Raw genomic sequence first — 19,586 nt, forward strand, 5'->3', positions numbered from 1 at the left:
CGTTCTCGGTTATCCGGCTTTTCCCGAAGGGGGAGTAATGGCTTCAGATGTTGCAGTTTCCGACCCGCGTTTTGCTTTACAACACCAGACGCTCAACAACCTTGCCCGCCCTACGGCACGCAGCCTGGGGCTGTATAACGCCGGGCTGTCGGCAGAGGCGGTACGACAGCAATATGGCGTAACGCATATTGCCAAACTGGCCAGTAATGAAAACCCGTCAGGCGCCAGCCCGCAGGTGGTATCGGCCTTACAGAAGGATGCCGGTTTTAGCGCGGTCTATTCCGATGCCGCCAGCGCCCAATTGCGTGATGCGCTGGCGAACTATACCGGTGTGAGTGCCGACAAGATTGTCACCGGCAATGGTTCAGAAGATATCCTGCATATGCTGGCGCTGGCTTTTCTTAACCCTGGCGACCGCGTTGTCACGCTGATACCTTCCTTTGGCCTGCACGAGATTTTCCCGCGCATGATGGGGGCAGATGTGACCCTGGTCGGGGTGGATCAACGTCAGCAGTTTGACGTTACGGCCTGGGAACTGGCGCTCTCCACGCCCGCGAAAATGGTCATTTTCAGCAATCCGTCAAACCCCGTGGGATGCATGCTCGGCAAAGACGGTTTTGCCCGCGTCATTGCCGCCGCGCCACAGGAGTGTGTGCTGGTCATTGATGAAGCCTATTTCGAATATTGTCAGGACGACCCGGATTATCCCGACAGCCTGGCGGTGCTGGCGGCGCAGCCGCGCCCGTGGATCGTGCTGCGGACCTTTTCGAAGGCTTATGGCCTGGCGGGACTGCGTGTGGGCTATGGCTTAGCCAGTCACCCTGAACTGGTCAATCTGCTTAACCGCGTGCGTACGCCCTTTAATATTAACCGCGCGGCGCAGGCGGCAGCGGTGGCGGCGATAGGCGACCAGGCGCATGTGAAAGCGAGCGTTGCGCTGGTGCGCGGGCAGCGGGAGCGCATGGCCGCAGAGCTTACACGGCTGGGGTTTTACGTGGCGCCCTCACATGCCAATTTCCTCTTCTTTGACTGTGGACGGCCCAGCGGCGAGATGGCGCAGCAGTTGTTGCGCTATGGCGTTATCATCAAGCCGTGGCGGGAGCCAGGCTATGAGCAGTGGATCCGGGTGTCGATTGGCAACGAAGAGGATAATCAGCAGTTTATCGACGCCCTGAAAGCGATCCTCGCGCTGGGGGCGGCGTGAAACGACCTGCGCTGAATATCGAAGAACTGCGCCATCGCGCCAGACGGGCGCTACCGCGTTTTGCTTTTAGTTATCTGGAAGGGGGCGCGGATGACGAGCAAACGTTGCGCGATAACCGCAGTGTCTTTGCCCGCTGGCGTTTTATTCCCCCGGTACTCAACGAGGCGAGCGAACGCGATCTCTCGGTCACCCTTTGTGGGCAGAAACTGGCGGCGCCGCTGCTGATTGCCCCTACCGGTTATAACGGCATGTTACGCTATGGTGCCGATGCGATGCTCGCGCGTGCCGCCAGAGATGCCGGGATTGGCTATATCCAGAGCACCGTCTCGACCGCAGCGATTGAGGATATCGCCGCTGAAAATCTGCCCCAGCACTGGTTTCAGCTCTATGTACTTAAAGACCGCACGGTCACCCTGGGGCTACTTGCCCGTGCAAAAGCGGCAGGCTGCACCACGCTGGTGGTCTCCGTTGATGCGGTACATTTCGGCAATCGTGAAAAAGATAAACGCAATTACCGCCGCCCGATGAAGCTCTCCCTCTCCAGTTTGTTTGATATCGCGTTACATCCGGCCTGGGTGTGGCGCACCATCCGGCCTGCGGGGGTACCGGGGTTTGGTAATTTAACGCCTTATGTCCCGGCGGATAAACAGCGGGGCGCCGGGGGCGCCAGTTATTTTGCCGGGCAAATGGATACGCGTCTGACCTGGGAGACACTGGCGTGGATCCGCAGCCAGTGGTCGGGGCCGTTGCTGGTGAAAGGTATTCTCGCGCCGGATGACGCAACCCGTGCTTTTGCCACAGGCGCCGATGGCATTGTGTTGTCTAACCACGGTGGACGGCAACTGGATGGTTCAGTGAGCGCCATGGAGGTGCTACCCGAGATTCGCCGCCGCTGCGGGACGGAGGCCACAATCCTTATCGACAGCGGTTTTCGCCGTGGTACTGACGTGGTGAAAGCACTGGCGCTGGGGGCAAACGGGGTGTTACTCGGGCGGCCAATGCTCTATGGCGTGGCCGCTGACGGTGAGGCCGGGGCGAAGCAGGCTCTGGCGCTGATTTTGCAGGAAGTTGACCGCACCCTGGCACAGTTGGGATGTACGTCTATTGCCCGGTTAGGGCCACATTTGCTGCGTCCTCAATCCTGACAGAGAAGGGGGCTGGTTTGTTTATCACGGAGAGTCAATTATGCAGGCACTGAATATCATCTTCCCGGCGCAAATTTTACGTGGCGCAGGCGTTATCAACCGCCTTGGCGGGGTGTGCGCCGCGTTGGGCAAACGCGCCCTGGTCATTGGCGGGCATGCCGGGCTGGCAGCGGTGGACACACAGATTCGCCATCAACTGGCGGCCTCTGCGGTCGAACTGGTGGGCATGGAGTGGTTTGGCGGCGTGTGCAGCGAAGAGAATATCCAGCGCCTGGCCCATCAGGTCGAGGTGACAGGGGCGGATCTGGTGATAGGCGTCGGCGGCGGCAAAGCACTTGATACCAGTAAAGCCGTTGCGGTACAGACGCATGTGCCGATTGTTACCATTCCCACCATCGCAGCGACCTGTGCGGCCGTGACGCCATTGACCATTCGTTATCACGCCAATGGTCATTTTCGCGATCTTTTCCCCTTAGCGCAGGCGCCCGCTGCGGTTATTATCGACAGCGAAATTCTGGCCACCGCGCCGCTGCGCTGGCTGGCGGCGGGCCTTGGCGACACGCTGGCAAAATGGTACGAATTCCGTGCTATCAGCGTGCGGCATCAGAACCACAGCGGCGTCGCGCAGGCTTCCAGTGCCAACAGCCGTATCTGTTATGACCTTATTAAGGCCCACGGACCTGCCGCCTGCGACGCCGTGCGGGCAGGCAAACCCAACGCCGCGCTGGAACAGGTGCTGGATGCCATATTTATGTTTGCCGGACTGACATCGCTGATGAGCAGCGGTGCGCATGCCGCCGCCGCCCATGCGATTTATGAAGGCTTTACGGTCTGTGATAAAACCCGCGAATTTGGTCATGGGCTCCTGGTGGGCTTTGGCAACCTGTGTCTGCTGGCGCTGGAAAATCGTAGCGATGACGAATTACTTGAGGCGGTACGTCTGGCGCATGCCTGCGCGGTACCGCTGCGCCTGAGTGATATTGCCGCGCTTGATACCGGTGAGCTTGAGCAAATTGTGCAAATGTCATTGCATGCCCCGGATATGAAAAATATGCCGGATAACGTTACCGCACAGGCGCTCTACCAGGCGATTGCGCGCGTCGAAGCGATGGCAGAGCAACTTTGATTCAAGAACCTGTTACGTCATCGCACTCAAAAAGCTGGCAACGAAGCCAGCTTTTTTGTTCTGTTGAACAGGATAATTGCCCCATGGCAGTGCATGATGCCCCAAATTGTCGCAGGATTTACCGATAAATTTCGCAGACGATCACAGATCCAGAATTATATTTTATCGCTGCATAATCTTTCTGATTTTCCCTCCGCCATCCAGACTTCATCTAATATTATTCACTTTTTATGCAATTTAAGTGAATAGCGACAGGTTTTAACTTATTGATATTTCGTTGTCGGGCCGCGTTTATGCATTTTGATAGCTGGCTGGCACGCCCTGTGCAATATACATTTACAGCGTAAATACTCATATTTTTTAACATATATTCAACCAATTATTTACCGGATGAGGTCGCTATGTCACAGTCAATTACGCGTGAGAACTTTGATGAATGGATGATGCCTGTGTACGCGCCAGCGCCTTTCATTCCGGTCCGTGGCGAGGGTTCGCGCCTTTGGGATCAAAACGATAAAGAGTACATCGACTTTGCAGGCGGCATTGCCGTTAATGCGCTGGGCCATGCCCATCCCGCATTATGCAAAGCGTTGAGCGAGCAGGCTTCGCGCTTCTGGCATACCGGAAACGGTTACACCAATGAGCCGGTATTACGCCTGGCAAAACGCTTAATCGACGCCACGTTTGCTGAGAAAGTCTTTTTCTGTAACTCCGGGGCAGAAGCCAATGAAGCGGCGCTGAAACTGGCGCGCAAATATGCTCACGATACCTATGGCGGCAAGAAAACCGGCATTGTGGCGTTCAAAAACGCTTTCCATGGCCGCACGCTGTTTACCGTAAGTGCAGGCGGTCAGCCTGCCTACTCGCAGGATTTTGCCCCTTTACCCCCGGATATCGCCCATGCCCCGTACAACGACCTGGCGGCGGCCAGTGCGCTTATCAATGACGATACCTGTGCGGTGATTGTCGAGCCGATGCAGGGTGAGGGCGGCGTGGTGCCGGCCAGCACCGCGTTCTTACAGGGGCTGCGTGAGCTGTGCGATCGCCATAATGCGCTGCTGATTTTCGATGAGGTACAAACGGGCGTCGGGCGTACCGGCGAACTTTATGCCTATATGCACTATGGCGTAACGCCTGACGTGCTGACCACCGCCAAAGCGCTGGGCGGCGGTTTCCCGGTAGCGGCGATGCTGGCTCGTGAGAAATATGCCCGCGTGATGACCGTTGGCACCCACGGTACGACCTACGGCGGTAACCCGCTTGCCTCTGCGGTTGCCGGTGCGGTACTGGATATTGTGAACACCCGCCAGACGCTGGATGGCGTCAAACAGCGCCACCAGTGGTTTAACGAACAGTTGCAGGCCATTAATGCGCGCTGCGGCCTGTTCCGTGACATTCGCGGTCTGGGGCTATTGATTGGCTGCGAACTCAACGCTGAATACGCCGGAAAAGCGAAACAGATTTCGCAACTGGCCGCCACTGAAGGCGTCATGGTGCTGATTGCCGGGGCAAATGTGTTGCGTTTCGCGCCTGCGCTCAATATTAGCGAAGATGAAGTCTCTCGCGGGCTGGCACGCTTTGGTATCGCCTGCGATAAATTCCTTGCGGGGTGTCCATCATGATGGTGATTCGTCCTGTTGAGCACGACGATCTTCCGGCGTTGATGGCGCTGGCTGGAAAAACAGGCGGCGGATTGACCTCGTTGCCTGCGGACGAAGCCACGCTCTCTGCGCGCATCGAGCGCGCCCTGAAAACCTGGCGCGGGGAACTGGCGAAAAGCGAACAGGGGTATGTGTTTGTCCTTGAAGTCGTAGAGACCGGCGAAGTGGCCGGGATCTGCGCCATTGAGGTCGCCGTGGGCCTTAACGACCCCTGGTATAACTACCGCGTCGGCACGCTGGTCCATGCCTCAAAAGAGCTTAACGTTTATAATGCGCTCCCCACGCTGTTCCTCAGCAATGACCATACGGGCAGTAGCGAACTTTGCACCCTATTTCTCGACCCGGCGTGGCGCAAAGAGGGCAATGGTTATCTGCTTTCTAAATCGCGTTTTATGTTTATGGCCGCGTTCCGCGATCGCTTTAACGAAAAAGTGGTGGCCGAGATGCGCGGGGTCATCGATGAGACCGGTTATTCACCGTTCTGGGAGAGTCTTGGCAAGCGCTTCTTTTCAATGGAATTTGCCCGTGCGGATTACCTGTGCGGTACCGGGCAGAAGGCGTTTATCGCCGAACTGATGCCGAAGCACCCCATCTACACCGATTTTCTCTCGCCTGAGGCGCAAGCGGTGATTGGTCAGGTACACCCACAAACCGCGCCAGCCCGCGCGGTACTCGAGAAAGAAGGTTTCCGCTACTGCAACTATGTCGACATTTTCGACGGCGGGCCAACCCTTGAGTGCGACATTGATCGCGTTCGCGCAATCCGTAAAAGCCGACTGGTGGAGGTGGTACAAGGAGAGCCTGTGCCTGGGGAATGGCCTGCCTGCATGGTAGCCAACGAGCAATATCATCAATTCAGATCCATGCTTATCTATGCCGACCCGGCAACGGAACGGCTGGTGCTGAGCGCGGCACAACTTGATGCTCTTAAATGTCATCCGGGCGACAAAGTGCGCCTGGTACGCCTGTGCGCAGAGGATAAAAAATCATGACTCAATGGATTAACGGTGAGTGGATTGCGGGGCTGGGTGCCCGACGCATCAAAACGAACCCGGTCAGTAACGAAACGCTGTGGCAGGGTAATGATGCCGATGCTTCTCAGGTCGGTTTAGCCTGCGAAGCGGCACGCGCCGCGTTTCCGGGCTGGGCAAAACTGGCGTTTAGCCAGCGTCAGGCGATTGTTGAAAAATTCGCCGGGTTGCTGGAAGCCAACAAAGCCACATTAACTGAGATTATCGCCCGTGAAACGGGGAAGCCGCGCTGGGAAGCGACCACGGAAATCACGGCGATGATCAATAAAGCCGCCATTTCGGTAAAAGCGTATCACACGCGGACCGGCACTCAGCACACAGAGATGCCGGACGGTGCAGCCACGCTACGCCATCGCCCACATGGCGTTCTGGCGGTGTTTGGCCCTTACAATTTCCCAGGCCATCTCCCCAACGGGCATATTATTCCGGCCCTGCTGGCGGGCAATACCCTGATTTTCAAACCCAGCGAGCTGACGCCGTGGACCGGCGAGGCGGTGGTAAAACTGTGGGAAGAGGCCGGGTTACCGCCGGGCGTGCTGAACCTGGTGCAGGGGGGACGGGAGACCGGCCAGGCGCTAAGTGCCCAGGAAGGCATTGACGGTCTGCTTTTTACCGGCAGCGCCAATACTGGTTTCCAGTTGCATCGTCAGCTTGCCGGGCAGCCGGAGAAGATCCTGGCCCTTGAGATGGGTGGCAACAATCCGCTGATTGTTGAAGACCCGGCGGATCTTGACGCAGCCGTCCATCTGACCCTCCAATCGGCGTTTATCACCGCAGGACAGCGCTGTACCTGCGCACGTCGTCTGCTGGTTAAACGGGGTGAAGCGGGGGATGCGTTTTTGCGCCGTCTGGTGGAGGTCTCCTCCCGGCTGACACCTGCGGCCTGGGATGCGGATCCACAGCCCTTCTTTGGCGGGCTGATTTCGGAACAAGCGGCACAGCATGTCTGGCAGGCCTGGCAGGGCCACGTCGAACGTGGCGGTAAAACCTTGCTTGAACCTCGTCTGCTGCATCCCGGCACCTCACTACTGAGCCCTGGCATTGTTGAGATGTCGGAGGCGCAGAATGTGCCGGATGAAGAGGTCTTTGGGCCGTTGCTCTGTGTCTGGCGGTATGACGACTTTGACGAGGCCATCACGCTGGCAAACAATACGCGTTACGGGCTGGCCTGTGGTTTGATTTCGCCGGACCGTGAACAGTTCGACCAGTTGCTGCTGGAGGCGCGGGCCGGGATTGTCAACTGGAACAAACCGCTCACCGGCGCCGCGAGCACCGCGCCATTTGGTGGAGTGGGTGCCTCGGGTAACCATCGCGCCAGCGCCTGGTATGCCGCCGATTACTGCGCCTGGCCTATGGCGAGCCTTGAATCGGCAGAGCTGGCCTTGCCGCAATCGCTCAGTCCGGGGCTTGATTTCAGCCGGGAGGAGAGGCGATGAAAGCGCGGGAAGTCAATTTTGATGGTCTGGTGGGCCTGACGCACCATTATGCCGGACTGTCGTTCGGTAACGAGGCGTCGACGAAACACCGTCACCAGGTTTCTAACCCGAAGCTTGCGGCAAAGCAGGGGCTGTTAAAGATGAAAGCGCTGGCGGATGCCGGTTTTGTGCAGGCCGTGATCCCACCGCAGGAGAGGCCGAACATCCCGGTCCTGCGCCAGTTGGGTTTTAGCGGAAGTGATGAGCAGGTGGTGGAAAAAGCCGCTGCGCATTCACCGCATCTGCTTTCTGCCGTCAGCTCTGCATCATCCATGTGGGTGGCGAATGCGGCAACGGTCTGCCCCTCTGCCGATGCGCTCGACGGGCGGGTGCATCTGACGGTGGCTAACCTCAATAACAAATTTCACCGGGCCATCGAAGCGCCGACCACCGAAGCGGTACTAAAAGCCATCTTCCGCGATGAGCGTAAGTTTGCCGTGCATCCCGCATTGCCGCAGGTGGCCATGTTTGGCGATGAAGGGGCGGCTAACCATAATCGTCTTGGGGGCGACTACGGCGAGCCGGGTGTTCAGTTGTTTGTTTATGGCCGTGAAGAGGGCAGCAACGCCGCACCAGGGCGCTATCCCGCCCGCCAGACGCTGGAAGCCAGCCAGGCGGTCGCGCGGCTTAATCAGGTCTGCCCACGACAGGTTATCTTCGCCCAGCAAAATCCTGATGTTATCGATCAGGGCGTGTTCCATAATGATGTTATCGCGGTATCAAACCGACAGGTGCTTTTCTGCCATGAGCAGGCGTTCTTGCATCAACAGGCGTTGTTTAGCCAGTTGCGTGCGCGGGTGCCGGGGTTTATGGCGCTGGAGGTGCCCGACGCTGAGGTATCCGTCAGCGATGCGGTACAAACGTATCTGTTTAACAGTCAGTTGCTGAGCCGCGAAGATGGCAGCATGGTGCTCATATTGCCTCAGGAATCCCGTGAGCATCCGGGCGTCTGGCGCTATTTGACCACGCTGCTGGAGCAAGACAACCCCATCAGCGAGATCAAGGTGTTTGATCTGCGCGAAAGTATGTCTAATGGCGGCGGCCCGGCCTGTTTGCGCCTGCGCGTCGTCCTGACGGACGAAGAGGCGCGTGCGGTAAATCCGGCAGTGATGATGAATGATGTGCTGTTCCGCGCACTAAATGAGTGGATTGAGCGTTATTATCGTGACAGGTTAACGCAGGCCGATCTGGCTGATCCGATGCTATTACGGGAGAGCCGGGAAGCACTGGATACGTTGACGCAAATGTTGAGATTAGGTTCCGTTTATCCCTTCCAGCAGTGACAGGAGGCCGTATGGACAATTTTCTCGCAATGACGCTGTCAGGTGAAATGCCCCGCAGGACGGTGGGGGAGGCTGGTGCGATCCACTGGTTATGGCATGAACAGGGCGTTCTGGAGTTAGTGCCCCCAAAGCCAGTAAAGCGCTCTCTGGTGCTTTCCTGCGCGATTCACGGCAATGAAACCGCGCCAGTGGAGATGCTGGATGGACTGTTAAAACAGCTCCTGAACGGGACGCTGACGTTAAGCTGGCGCTTGCTGATCATTATCGGTAACCCGCAGGCGCTGGGAAAGAATAAACGTTTTTTGCGCAGCGACCTTAACCGCATGTTTGGCGCGCGCTGGCAAGGTTTTCCGGCCAGTGATGAGACGATTCGCGCCGCACAACTGGAACGGGCCGTCACCCATTTTTACGCTGAGGACGATGAAGATCGCTGGCACCTTGACCTGCACACGGCGATCCGTGGTTCGTATCATGTACGTTTTGGTGTACTGCCTGCGCGTGCAGAACCCTGGGATGAAATTTTTCTCAAATGGCTGGGCGATGCCGGGCTGGAAGCGCTGGTCTTCCATCAGTCACCGGCAGGAACCTTTACCCATTACACCTGCGAACAGTTTCAGGCCCATTCCTGTACGCTGGAGCTTGGTAAAGCGCTACCTTTTGGTGAAAATGATCTGAGCCAGTTCGAACGTACCCGCTGGGCGCTGGCGGCGTTGCTTGCCGGCGACGTGGTGCCCGAAGCGGAAACCGCACCGATACGCTATCGTGTGGTGCAGCAGTTAACACGGCGCAGTGAAGAGTTCGTGCTTTATATGTCGGACGATACGCTCAATTTTACCCCATTTGCGGCGGGAACGTTGCTGGCAGAAGATCGCGGCGAGCGTTACGTTGTCCAGCGCGATCAGGAATATGTGCTCTTTCCTAATCCAAAGGTCGCGGTGGGGCTTCGCGCGGGATTGATGCTGGAGCGCATCAGTTAGGAAAGTCGCTATCAAGAAAAACGCGCCCGGACATCACGTCGGGCGCGTTTTTTATTGCGAAGTGCTTTGCAATGATCCGTCAGGCGTTAGCCACCTGCGGAATATAGTCATCAGATTGCAGGAAGTGGTTAATCAGGTAGACCATGGTCTCTCCTGACAGGCCGCGCATGCACTCATAGGTTTTGTCTTTTGGACACCATTCAGCAAAGGACACCCCGGTTGTCTCTTTGGGATTTGTGCTCACCAGTCTGCCGCAAGGACCGTAAGCCGGACAGGCAACATCAATACCTAATGCATTCCAACCCTGAGCGCCATTCCTGAACGGTAAACGGTTTTTCGCCTCAATTTGCGAGTAAATAGAAATGATGCCGATCGAGGTCATGCCTGCAAGGGCAACCGGACCGGAGTCACAGGCGATTAATAGCGCGCAATGGCGCATAAAATAGATCGTTTCCATAATTGAAAACGCATTGACGGCGGAAATCGCGTGCGGATTGGTAATGGTCATCAGAGCACGTTTGTGGCTATTGTGCTTGTCGCTGCCAATGATAACCACCTGCCATCCCGAAGCGACCATATGATCGGTTACGGCATTCCAGCCCTCTTCGGTCCAGGTACGATTTGGCGCACCAATGTTCGGATGCACCAGCACCGTTTTGGCCGGGTTAAGGTTATGTTCTTTTATGAAGGCGTCGACACGGGTGGTATCGAGATGGCTTAAATCGAGCTTCGGCTGTAAATCGCTTTCTCGCCACTGACTTCCAAACTCATCCAGAAAGGCCAAAGACATATGTTTGGGCGCCAGAATCTGCTCCCATTTATCGAGAATGTGAATCTTATCGCGCATGCCCACTTTTTCAATGAGCTTGCTTTTCCCCTCTGTAACCGAATTCATTGGCCAGAAGTAGTCAACTGCCGGACAGGCTGACGCCATATCCTCATAAAGCTTATTGGCAATGAGCACAAATTTTTCTGTCGTTTGCGCTTTGAGCGCAGTTAAGGCACCCAATGCAAAAACAACGTCACCCATCGAGGCTGCGCAACGAAAAATACGCAGATTATCAGGCGATAAAAGCGCATCGTTATCAATAAGCTCAAGGCTTTTGGTATTGGCAAAACAGGCGAATTTACCGGTAAGTTGTTCTAAAGGTGTCTCTTCCATGCGCGGCAATGTCAAAATAACTTCATTCCCGTTCATCAAAAACATCTCAGTACATAATTCCCCGGCCATCTTCCCTGGCAGGACATTGCATCTATCAAGGAAGACGAGAGGTATCGTGTTTGGCAGATTTAAAACCTGTAAATCGTCCGGATAAATGACGCTTTTTCTACCACCCCACACGAGGAGTTTATTAATATTACTGTTGAGTGGATTTGCGCGGAATTCGCTAATGATGTTATCGACATTTGCCTGGCAATCGCGAACGGAGTAATCATTTTTAAAGATAATTAATAACGTATTGCTATCAACGAATTCGCGTGCTGTTTCGATTTCAGGGAAAGTAAAGAGTACAGTTTTTAAATTTGGGTCGGTTTCTAATGGAGATATGGATAACCCATCTTCAGTGAGCTGAGTCTTGTCGCATGAGTAGTATTTGGTATCGTAAATTTTCCCAAAAGAATAAGTGACGACAGAATTCCACCCTCTGCTTGATATCAGGTTTTCATTTGTTGTGTATATTTTATCTTGCAAGTGCTGCGCATAAGTACCGATGGCATTTTGACGTTGCGCCGCAGGCAATGCAAGTAACGTATTACGCGTTATAATAGAGAGAGGATCATCTTCATAAATTCGTAAATGCGTTTTATTCGCAGGATGGCGCGATTTGCTCAGGATCGTGCCAATATCTTCTGCATGGCCGGTACCAAAATGCAGATAGACAGAAGGGATTGATTTTTGACTAATACCATACAGGATGTCTTTTACGACATCTGGAAAGTTTGCATAAGTGATATTGATAATGGTGACATTGCTTTTTTCTTTAAATTCGTCCTTGTAATCCAGTGCCTGTCTTAAAATAAATACATGTTCATCAGTCTTTTTTATTGTTTGCGAAATATCACTTGCCTGCATACTGAACGCAGATGGGCTCGTTTCGATATAAAAATGGAACTTCATCTTCTCGATCCTCAATGAGCCATCCCTGACACGTCTGATTTTGCCATCATTCTATTAAATTTTGATCGTAACATTCACCCTATGTTTCTAACAGACGATTAGACACGCTTTTTTTATCATGTTAGACCCATTGCTGGTTCGCGCGGGCGTTAGACTCTGGTCAGGTATCATACTAAAACATATGGCAAATCAATAGCAACAGAGGGCATGATGGCTATTCCTTTTACGATTTCGATTCCCACAGTACATGGTCAAATGCTGGTTAACCGCTACGACGTCAACCAAACCAATTCGTTGATTAAAACCTGCGGCGGGCCTGATATTCTTCAAATCGACATTGCGCAACATATCTGCAATCTGGCACCGGAAAAGAGCGTCATGCTGGATATTGGCGCAAACTTTGGTTCATATGCATTAAGCTGCGCCTCGTTTTTGCAGGGTAAAGGCGGTGTGGTTCATGCTTTTGAAGCACAACGCATCATTTCTTATATGGTGTGCGGTTCCGCTGTACTTAACGGTTATCAGAATTTGTTTGTACATCATGCCTGTGTCGGTAATGATAACACTCCGATTCCTATTCCTCGCTTTGATTATACGAAAGAAATGAACTTCGGTAGCATCGAGTTTGGTAACAGCCAGAAAGAAAAACTGCAACAGCAACGTGGTATTTCAAACGAATTCGTTAAACAAGTTCGTATCGACGATTTTAATTTTGAAAATGTATGCTTTGTTAAAATCGACGTAGAAGGGATGGAGAATAAAGTCCTTGATGGTGCGGTCGAAACTTTCCGTAAATCAATGCCGGTCCTGCAAATCGAAGTTCAAAAATCAGATCTCAAAGAAATCTTTGATAAGGTCAAAGGTATCTCTGATGAATATATTATTTCTCGTTACGGCCAATACGATATTATTTGCCTGAGTAGTGAAAAGATCGCTGCTTATGGTATGGATATCAATAACCTTGAAGTTATCCATTTATAATCAGGTCAATTTTTAATGCCCTCGTTATGAATTGATGCTATTAGAATCGCACTCTTTTGTTGCAAGATGGCGCTGACGCCAGATCAGCAAAAGAGTGCATTGTTTACTTCACGTCATGCCACTGTCTCTGCATAACCAGGCTATCTACCTGCCACGGCCGTAAGCGCACGCACTGAGTGAATTGCAGATTATTCCTGTTGCATTGGCTTGTTATTATTCACCAGCACTATATAATCTCCATTATTACCTGTAAAACTCCCTGCTGTTATATTTGGTTTGCCACTCTCCTCCGTTTATCCATATTCTCTCCATAATTGCTGTAAAAATGTTTTTTACACTTTCATTGTTTTACTGATGCTCTGATTTATTGACGAATAACAGTCTAAAGTGAATATCGTCAACACGGCATACGCCGCAAGAAAACATGAATAGTAAGGAATAATATTATGCGTAAACTCACCGCTCTGTTTGTTGCCTCTACCCTGGCTCTTGGCGCTGCTAACCTGGCGCATGCTGCCGATACCACGACCGCTCCGGCTGATGGCGGCCCGGCAATGCATCATAAAGGCCCACGCGGACCTCATCATGACATGATGTTCAAAGGCCTGAACCTGACGGATGCGCAGAAACAGCAGATCCGTGACATCAGGAAAGGCGAGTATGAGCAAATGCTGCAAGAACGCCGCGATATGCACAACATTATTGCCAGTGACACCTTCGATAAAGCGAAAGCAGAAGCGCAAATCGCGAAGATGGATGAGCAGCGTAAAGCGCACATGCTGGCACATCTGGAAACACAGAACAAAATCTACAATGTTCTGACGCCGGAACAGAAAAAACAGTTTAATGCCAATTTTGAGAAGCGTCTGACAGAACGTCCGGCGCCAGAAGGTAAAATGCCTCAACCTGCTGAATAATTGATTCAGCAACCCTCATCAAGACCGCCGGTCTTGCTCATAGCACGTGTTTACGTTGTGGGCAGGACTGGCGGTTTTTTCTTTTCCGCCCTCTTGTCTGCCGCCTGTATCACGGTATTCTCAAGCAGCTCGTTTTGACGAAAAATTTCCGTGTATCATAACGTTAATTTTTTACATGCTGACAACAGCATCGCTAAGGCATCCTGCTTTGCTGCCGATAATCTTTTAATGGCAGGATGGATGATAATGACACGCTGCCTTTAGAAGCAGCGGCGCGGCGCTTCCATGCTGCGCCATTCAGGAGTGATGATGGAATTCTTTGATATCCGCAAAATGCCGGTAAATCTCTGGCGTAATGGTGCAGGGGAAACCCGAGAAATTTGTTGTTTTCCGGAGGCGACGCGAGATTTCAGTTGGCGGGCAAGTATTGCATCGCTGGCCAGTAACGGTGAGTTTCCGCAATTTCCCGGCGTCGATCGTGTCATTACCCTCATTGAAGGCGGTGAAGTTACCCTGGATGCCGGCCATGAATTCTGTCACACGTTGAAAAAATTCCAGCCTTTTACGTTTCCCGGAGAACAGCCGGTGAAAGTCCAGCTTCATGAAGGGCAGATGTCGATGGATTTCAATATCATGACTCGCCGCGATCACTGCCGTGCAAAAGTACGCATTGCGGACCGGACTTTTACCACATTTGGCACCCGTGGGGGGGTGATCTTTGTACTGAGTGGGGCATGGCAACTTGGCGATAAGCTGCTTACCGCCGATCAGGGGGCTTACTGGAGTGAAGGCCGCCAGACGCTACGTTTGTTAAAATCAGAAGGTCAGTTACTTTTTAGCGAAATTACCTGGCTTCCCGGTCACTGAAGGAACTCACGAATCAGATACTCCCCGGACAGCAATGGCTTGCAGAGTATTTTATAACCATCGTGATCAAACCCGGCGGGCGTGCGGAGCAACTCTGCCGCCTCATCCAGATGGTTTACTGCACCAAGCCACAGCCAGTTATGAATGATATGGTATTGCGTCATCTGTTCACCCACCTCCTGTAAGCTAATTGGCCCGTTCCAGGGCCAACACACCAGACGCATACGCTCCATTGCGGCCAGGAAACGGCCATCGTGGTCGGCCACGGTTTCTTTACCACAACACGCGCCTGCGCACCGGCGCAACGCCGAACGGAAACAGCCGCGACCGCGGGTTAATGACTCCAGACCAAGCAGGCCATAGCAGAGCTTTTCGTCATCGGCGATGGACTGCAAGGTTTGCAGGGCGGCGCGGCGGTTGGCGAACAGGCCGTACAGGCCGACCTCTGAGGAAAAATCCACTTCACGGGCGTAGACCACCTGTGGTTTATCGCCGTTGACTGATAATGAACAAAGCTGTCGATTGCGGCGCAGACGTTTATTAAAAAGCGGTTGTTGCTCTTTAATCAGGCGTGCTTCAAGCAACAGGGCTCCAAGCTCACCTGCGGTACATATCCAGGTGATGCGTCGGGACTGGCGGAGCATCGCCGCTTCGTCGGGAGTACGCAAATGGGAAAGCACCCGGCTACGGATATTCACGCTTTTACCGATGTACAGCGGCATCGCGTCGCTTTCACCATGGAAAAAATAGACGCCTGGCTGCTTTGGCAAGGCTTCCAGCCATGGACGTAAATGCTCGGGATATTCATAAATAGCCGCCGCTTCAAATTCGAGACGCGGGGCGGATTGACGCCTGTTCACTGCGGACTCCTGATACTGTTTAGATATCCAGTGTAGCAGGGTGCGGCAGGTGAAAAAAGAGGCGGCTTACGCCGCCCCTGACATTTATTGCTTTTTCCAGAAATCGTCGAAAACGGTGATCGGTGGGCGACGTTTATGTTCCGTCTTCACATACCAGCCTTCGATGATCTGCGCTGTACCGGCGTCGAGCGTTTTGCCTTCCAGATAATCATCAATGTTTTCGTAGGTAACGCCGAGTGCTGCTTCATCCGGCAGGGAAGGGCGATCGTCTTCCAGATCAGCAGTAGGCGCTTTCTTATACAGATGTTCCGGGCAACCCAGGGACGCCAGCAGTTGTTTACCCTGGCGTTTGTTGAGGCGGAAAATCGGGTTGATATCTGTACCGCCATCACCGTATTTGGTGAAGAAGCCGGTGACCGCTTCTGCCGCATGGTCAGTACCTACGACGACACCTTTCGTCATCCCGGCGATACTGTACTGGGCTTTCATTCGCTCACGGGCTTTTTCGTTGCCGCGAATAAAATCGCTCAGCTCAATGCCTGCCTCGCGCAGCGCCTGTTCACTGGCCAGCACCGCACCTTTGATGTTTACCGTCAGCACGCGATCCGGCTTGATAAACTCGATGGCATCCTGGCAATCTTGCTCATCTGCCTGTACGCCGTAGGGTAAACGTACCGCAATAAACTGATAGCTGGTGTCGCCGGTTTCCTGGCGCAATTCGGAGATGGCGGTCTGGCAAAGCTTACCGGCCAGCGTTGAGTCCTGACCACCGCTGATCCCCAGCACCAGTGAGCGTAAAAAAGGATAGGTCTTCAGATAGGATTTGAGAAAATCAACGCTACGACGAACTTCTTCTTCGGCGTTGATGGTCGGCTTGACGCCCAGTGCCTGAATAATCTCTTGTTGCAGAGTCATTTAACCCCTCCGTCATGTGGCCTGCTGTGCAGGTAGCAAATAGGTGATGCAGCCAAATTAACCCTTTGACGGTAAAACGACAAGGATCACGAATTTGAGTGTCGCATATTACGCCGTTTTAGCAGGTTATCGTCGTTTTATTAGATTTTTCCGAAAGTTATGCCAGTCACGCCGTATAGTTGAAAAATGCAATTTTATATTCCAGGCTTAGATAACACGCTGATACACAAGCGGATAAACAAGAGGATGGAATATGAACAAGAACATCGCAGGAATTCTGGGTGCAGCGGCGGTACTGACTATGCTGGCAGGGTGTACGGCTTACGATCGCGCTAAAGATCAGGTGAGCCAGCCGGTAGTGAAAGATGTCAAAAAAGGGATGACGCGCCAGCAGGTTATGCAGGTTGCCGGTCGTCCTTCTTCCGAAGTGACCATGATCCACGCGCGTGGCACTTGCCAGACCTATATCCTGGGTCAACGTAATGGTAAAACTGAAACCTATTTCGTCGCGCTGGATGAGACGGGTCACGTGATGAACTCAGGCTACCAGACCTGTGCCGAGTATGACACCGATCCGCAAGCGCCTAAGCAGTAACCTTTGATTCTCTTTGCCTGAGCAGATCTAAAACCGGCCCATGGGCCGGTTTTTTTACGTCAGGATCTTTTTTAACGAAGCGAATTATTTGGCCGTAATGTGAAGGGAGTCATGATGCCAGGTCAATGAGAGACAATTGTGGTTTGTAGCGAATTATCCCCTCGCAGCGCGCCAACGTATACTCAATACAAGATCAAAAAACAGATAACACGGCGTCTCGCCACACGGCTTAATCATTGCATTCTTCGATGATAAATGCCGCTCAAGGGAGGTTTTTATGGATAAGAAAATCATCTATTTGTTCTGCTCAGCGGGCATGTCTACCTCGTTGCTGGTATCGAAAATGCGTGCGCAGGCAGAAAAGTATAATGTGCCGGTTATTATTGATGCCTTTCCGGAAACGCTGGCGGCAGAGAAAGGTCCGCAGGCGGATGTCGTCTTATTAGGCCCGCAAATTGCGTATATGTTGCCTGAAATCCAGCGCATTCTGCCCGATAAGCCAGTAGAAGTTATTGATTCTTTGCTCTATGGCAAAATCGATGGTTTAGCCGTTCTTAAAAGTGCCATTGCTGCCATTAAAAAAGCAGCACTTTAAATTTTTATTTTTCCCGTCAAAGAGTAATTTCACACATTCATGCCGCAATTAACGTTGCGGCACTTAAGGGCTTATTTGTATGAATAAAGCGATCAATTCTCTGGAAAAGGTGCTGCTGCCATTCGCGGTAAAAATAGGTAAGCAACCGCATGTCAATGCGATTAAAAATGGCTTTATTAAATTAATGCCATTAACGCTCGCCGGGGCCATGTTTGTTTTAATTAATAATGTTTTTCTTAGTTTTGGCGAAGGGTCTTTTTTCTACTCTCTTGGTATTCGACTGGATGCGTCAACAATTGATTCCCTGAACGGCCTTAAAGCCATCGGCGGCAATGTCTATAACGGTACATTGGGCATTATGTCGCTGATGGCGCCTTTTTTTATTGGCATGGCGCTGGCGGAGGAACGCAAAGTTGATCCCCTTGCTGCCGGGTTGCTGGCCGTGGCGGCGTTTATGACGGTGACCCCCTATAGCGTTGGGGAGGCGTATGCGGTAGATGCCAACTGGCTCGGCGGTTCGAACATTATCTCCGGTATGTTGATTGGGCTGGTGGTCGCGGAAATGTTCGCCTTTGTTGTCCGGCGTAACTGGGTAATTAAGTTACCTGATAGCGTTCCTGCGTCGGTCTCTCGCTCCTTTTCGGCGCTGATTCCGGGCTTCGTGATCCTCTCTGTCATGGGGATTATCGCCTGGGGACTGGCCGGTGCCGGAACGACCTTTCACCAGATCATTATGGACTCCATCTCTAAGCCACTGGCGGCAATGGGCGGCGTGGTAGGTTGGGCGTATGTCATTTTTACCTCGCTGCTGTGGTTCTTTGGTGTCCATGGTTCACTGGCTCTGGCCGCACTGGATAGCGGCATCATGACGCCGTGGGCGCTGGAAAACGTGGCGCTGTATACCGAATACGGTTCAGTCGATGCGGCGCTGGCCGCGGGGAAAACCTTCCATGCCTGGGCGAAACCGGTTCTTGACTCCTATATCTTCCTGGGCGGCACCGGGGCGACGCTGGGGTTAATTATCGCCATCTTTATTGCGTCCCGCCGTGCCGACCACCGCCAGGTGGCGAAGCTGGCATTGCCTTCCGGGATCTTCCAGATTAACGAACCCATGATGTTTGGCCTGCCGATTATCATGAACCCGGTGATGTTTATTCCGTTCATTCTGGTTCAGCCGTTACTGGCAGCCATCACCATGGCGGCTTATTACACGGGAATCATCCCGCCTGTCACCAATATCGCACCCTGGACCATGCCCACCGGGCTGGGGGCTTTCTTTAACACCAACGGCAGTATCGCAGCCCTGTTGCTGGCGCTGTTCAACCTCGGTGTGGCGACACTGCTCTATCTACCGTTCGTCGTGATATCGAACAAAGCACAGAACACTATCGAAGCCGAAGAGAGCGAGGAAGATATCGCCCAGGCGTTGAAATTTTAAGGAACTTCGCCGCGGCCAGTGTACCGCCGCGGCTACAGACGAGGAGTCATCATGTTGGATTTAGATAACCTGCCGGAAACAGACACCGACGCGGACACCCTGGAAGAGGTCGTCATGGGGCTTATCATCAACGCGGGTCAGGCGCGAAGCCTGGCGTACAGCGCATTAAAACAAGCCAAGCAGGGGGATTTTGAGACGGCAAAAACGCTGATGGCGCAATCCCATGCCGCCCTGCATGAGGCACATCGCGTACAGACGCAGCTCATTGAAAGTGATGAGGGGCAGGGTAAGATAAAGGTAAGCCTGGTACTGGTTCACGCGCAGGATCACCTGATGACAGCCATGTTGGCGCGTGAGCTTATTACCGAGTTGATTGAACTGCACGAGAAAATGTGAC

18 protein-coding genes are annotated in these 19,586 nt (G+C 53.1%); 15 read left to right on the plus strand and 3 right to left on the minus strand.

Features of this window, described 5'->3' with window-relative positions; all coding sequences use genetic code 11:
• Nucleotides 1-37: 37 nt before the first annotated feature.
• The 8 genes from hisC to astE all read left to right on the plus strand — a co-directional run bounded on the left by hisC (nt 38) and on the right by astE (nt 9,902).
• Complete coding sequence (gene hisC, locus ABU190_RS10905) at nt 38-1,204, plus strand: histidinol-phosphate transaminase (RefSeq protein WP_354691296.1); 1,167 nt, start codon at nt 38-40, stop codon at nt 1,202-1,204.
• Nucleotides 1,201-2,349 (plus strand): alpha-hydroxy acid oxidase, encoded by a 1,149-nt coding sequence (locus tag ABU190_RS10910; protein ID WP_354691297.1) that lies wholly within the window; start codon nt 1,201-1,203, stop codon nt 2,347-2,349. The genes hisC and ABU190_RS10910 overlap by 4 nt, the downstream gene beginning before the upstream one ends.
• Nucleotides 2,350-2,389: 40 nt before the next feature.
• Nucleotides 2,390-3,475 carry an iron-containing alcohol dehydrogenase family protein gene (locus ABU190_RS10915; RefSeq protein WP_354691298.1) on the plus strand — a complete coding sequence of 362 codons (1,086 nt, stop codon included), beginning with the start codon at nt 2,390-2,392 and terminating at the stop codon, nt 3,473-3,475.
• Between the two features lie 401 nt (nt 3,476-3,876).
• Nucleotides 3,877-5,097: an aspartate aminotransferase family protein gene (locus tag ABU190_RS10920; RefSeq protein WP_354691299.1), complete on the plus strand. Its 1,221-nt coding sequence runs from the start codon at nt 3,877-3,879 to the stop codon at nt 5,095-5,097.
• Nucleotides 5,094-6,128 carry an arginine N-succinyltransferase gene (gene astA / locus ABU190_RS10925; protein WP_108701108.1) on the plus strand — a complete coding sequence of 345 codons (1,035 nt, stop codon included), beginning with the start codon at nt 5,094-5,096 and terminating at the stop codon, nt 6,126-6,128. Before ABU190_RS10920 ends, astA begins: the two co-directional genes overlap by 4 nt.
• A complete protein-coding gene (gene astD / locus ABU190_RS10930) occupies nt 6,125-7,603 on the plus strand; it encodes a succinylglutamate-semialdehyde dehydrogenase (protein WP_354691300.1) in 1,479 nt (492 codons plus the stop codon). The genes astA and astD overlap by 4 nt, the downstream gene beginning before the upstream one ends.
• On the plus strand, nt 7,600-8,925 hold the full coding sequence (gene astB / locus ABU190_RS10935) for an N-succinylarginine dihydrolase (protein ID WP_354691301.1): 1,326 nt from the start codon (nt 7,600-7,602) through the stop codon (nt 8,923-8,925). Before astD ends, astB begins: the two co-directional genes overlap by 4 nt.
• Nucleotides 8,926-8,936: 11 nt before the next feature.
• Nucleotides 8,937-9,902, plus strand: coding sequence for a succinylglutamate desuccinylase (gene astE / locus ABU190_RS10940; RefSeq protein ID WP_354691302.1), 966 nt, complete (start codon nt 8,937-8,939; stop codon nt 9,900-9,902).
• A gap of 79 nt (nt 9,903-9,981) precedes the next feature.
• Here the strand turns inward: astE and ABU190_RS10945 are convergent, their stop codons facing one another.
• Nucleotides 9,982-12,021: a glycosyltransferase family 9 protein gene (locus tag ABU190_RS10945; RefSeq protein WP_354691303.1), complete on the minus strand. Its 2,040-nt coding sequence runs from the start codon at nt 12,019-12,021 to the stop codon at nt 9,982-9,984.
• A gap of 207 nt (nt 12,022-12,228) precedes the next feature.
• Here ABU190_RS10945 and ABU190_RS10950 point away from each other — a divergent pair, with 207 nt between their 5' ends.
• The 3 genes from ABU190_RS10950 to ves all read left to right on the plus strand — a co-directional run bounded on the left by ABU190_RS10950 (nt 12,229) and on the right by ves (nt 14,786).
• Nucleotides 12,229-13,002, plus strand: a complete 774-nt coding sequence (locus ABU190_RS10950) for an FkbM family methyltransferase (protein ID WP_079496486.1) — start codon at nt 12,229-12,231, stop codon at nt 13,000-13,002.
• A gap of 446 nt (nt 13,003-13,448) precedes the next feature.
• Nucleotides 13,449-13,919, plus strand: a complete 471-nt coding sequence (gene spy / locus ABU190_RS10955) for an ATP-independent periplasmic protein-refolding chaperone Spy (RefSeq protein ID WP_041851629.1) — start codon at nt 13,449-13,451, stop codon at nt 13,917-13,919.
• 309 nt (nt 13,920-14,228) lie between these two features.
• Nucleotides 14,229-14,786, plus strand: a complete 558-nt coding sequence (gene ves, locus ABU190_RS10960; RefSeq protein ID WP_107222826.1) for an environmental stress-induced protein Ves — start codon at nt 14,229-14,231, stop codon at nt 14,784-14,786.
• Here the strand turns inward: ves and cho are convergent.
• Complete coding sequence (gene cho, locus ABU190_RS10965; protein WP_354691304.1) at nt 14,780-15,646, minus strand: excinuclease Cho; 867 nt, start codon at nt 15,644-15,646, stop codon at nt 14,780-14,782. The genes ves and cho overlap by 7 nt on opposite strands.
• An 84-nt stretch (nt 15,647-15,730) precedes the next feature.
• On the minus strand, nt 15,731-16,561 hold the full coding sequence (nadE, locus tag ABU190_RS10970) for an ammonia-dependent NAD(+) synthetase (RefSeq protein WP_354691305.1): 831 nt from the start codon (nt 16,559-16,561) through the stop codon (nt 15,731-15,733).
• Between the two features lie 253 nt (nt 16,562-16,814).
• On the opposite strand from nadE, the gene osmE reads away from it, so the two are divergent.
• From osmE to chbA, 4 genes are all read left to right on the plus strand, one after another.
• Nucleotides 16,815-17,156 carry an osmotically-inducible lipoprotein OsmE gene (osmE, locus tag ABU190_RS10975; RefSeq protein WP_041851625.1) on the plus strand — a complete coding sequence of 114 codons (342 nt, stop codon included), beginning with the start codon at nt 16,815-16,817 and terminating at the stop codon, nt 17,154-17,156.
• Nucleotides 17,157-17,433: 277 nt separating this feature from the next.
• Nucleotides 17,434-17,751 (plus strand): PTS sugar transporter subunit IIB, encoded by a 318-nt coding sequence (locus ABU190_RS10980; protein ID WP_041851624.1) that lies wholly within the window; start codon nt 17,434-17,436, stop codon nt 17,749-17,751.
• 79 nt (nt 17,752-17,830) lie between these two features.
• Entirely contained in the window at nt 17,831-19,189 is a 1,359-nt protein-coding gene (gene chbC / locus ABU190_RS10985; protein WP_296414496.1) for a PTS N,N'-diacetylchitobiose transporter subunit IIC, read from the plus strand.
• Between the two features lie 51 nt (nt 19,190-19,240).
• A complete protein-coding gene (gene chbA / locus ABU190_RS10990; RefSeq protein WP_354691306.1) occupies nt 19,241-19,585 on the plus strand; it encodes a PTS N,N'-diacetylchitobiose transporter subunit IIA in 345 nt (114 codons plus the stop codon).
• Nucleotide 19,586 lies beyond the last annotated feature (1 nt).

This window comes from Phytobacter sp. RSE-02 (assembly GCF_040578655.1).
GTDB lineage: Bacteria > Pseudomonadota > Gammaproteobacteria > Enterobacterales > Enterobacteriaceae > Phytobacter > Phytobacter diazotrophicus.

What these genes read in the sequence shown, in the direction of transcription:
- astD (WP_354691300.1), top strand. Translation starts at nt 6,125, where the DNA reads ATGACTCAATGGATTAACGGTGAGTGGATTGCGGGGCTGGGTGCCCGA.
- ves (WP_107222826.1), top strand. Translation starts at nt 14,229, where the DNA reads ATGGAATTCTTTGATATCCGCAAAATGCCGGTAAATCTCTGGCGTAAT.
- nadE (WP_354691305.1), bottom strand. Translation starts at nt 16,561, where the DNA reads ATGACTCTGCAACAAGAGATTATTCAGGCACTGGGCGTCAAGCCGACC.
- ABU190_RS10945 (WP_354691303.1), bottom strand. Translation starts at nt 12,021, where the DNA reads ATGAAGTTCCATTTTTATATCGAAACGAGCCCATCTGCGTTCAGTATG.
- chbC (WP_296414496.1), top strand. Translation starts at nt 17,831, where the DNA reads ATGAATAAAGCGATCAATTCTCTGGAAAAGGTGCTGCTGCCATTCGCG.
- ABU190_RS10920 (WP_354691299.1), top strand. Translation starts at nt 3,877, where the DNA reads ATGTCACAGTCAATTACGCGTGAGAACTTTGATGAATGGATGATGCCT.
- hisC (WP_354691296.1), top strand. Translation starts at nt 38, where the DNA reads ATGGCTTCAGATGTTGCAGTTTCCGACCCGCGTTTTGCTTTACAACAC.
- astB (WP_354691301.1), top strand. Translation starts at nt 7,600, where the DNA reads ATGAAAGCGCGGGAAGTCAATTTTGATGGTCTGGTGGGCCTGACGCAC.
- ABU190_RS10950 (WP_079496486.1), top strand. Translation starts at nt 12,229, where the DNA reads ATGATGGCTATTCCTTTTACGATTTCGATTCCCACAGTACATGGTCAA.
- astA (WP_108701108.1), top strand. Translation starts at nt 5,094, where the DNA reads ATGATGGTGATTCGTCCTGTTGAGCACGACGATCTTCCGGCGTTGATG.
- chbA (WP_354691306.1), top strand. Translation starts at nt 19,241, where the DNA reads ATGTTGGATTTAGATAACCTGCCGGAAACAGACACCGACGCGGACACC.
- ABU190_RS10980 (WP_041851624.1), top strand. Translation starts at nt 17,434, where the DNA reads ATGGATAAGAAAATCATCTATTTGTTCTGCTCAGCGGGCATGTCTACC.
- astE (WP_354691302.1), top strand. Translation starts at nt 8,937, where the DNA reads ATGGACAATTTTCTCGCAATGACGCTGTCAGGTGAAATGCCCCGCAGG.
- ABU190_RS10915 (WP_354691298.1), top strand. Translation starts at nt 2,390, where the DNA reads ATGCAGGCACTGAATATCATCTTCCCGGCGCAAATTTTACGTGGCGCA.
- osmE (WP_041851625.1), top strand. Translation starts at nt 16,815, where the DNA reads ATGAACAAGAACATCGCAGGAATTCTGGGTGCAGCGGCGGTACTGACT.
- spy (WP_041851629.1), top strand. Translation starts at nt 13,449, where the DNA reads ATGCGTAAACTCACCGCTCTGTTTGTTGCCTCTACCCTGGCTCTTGGC.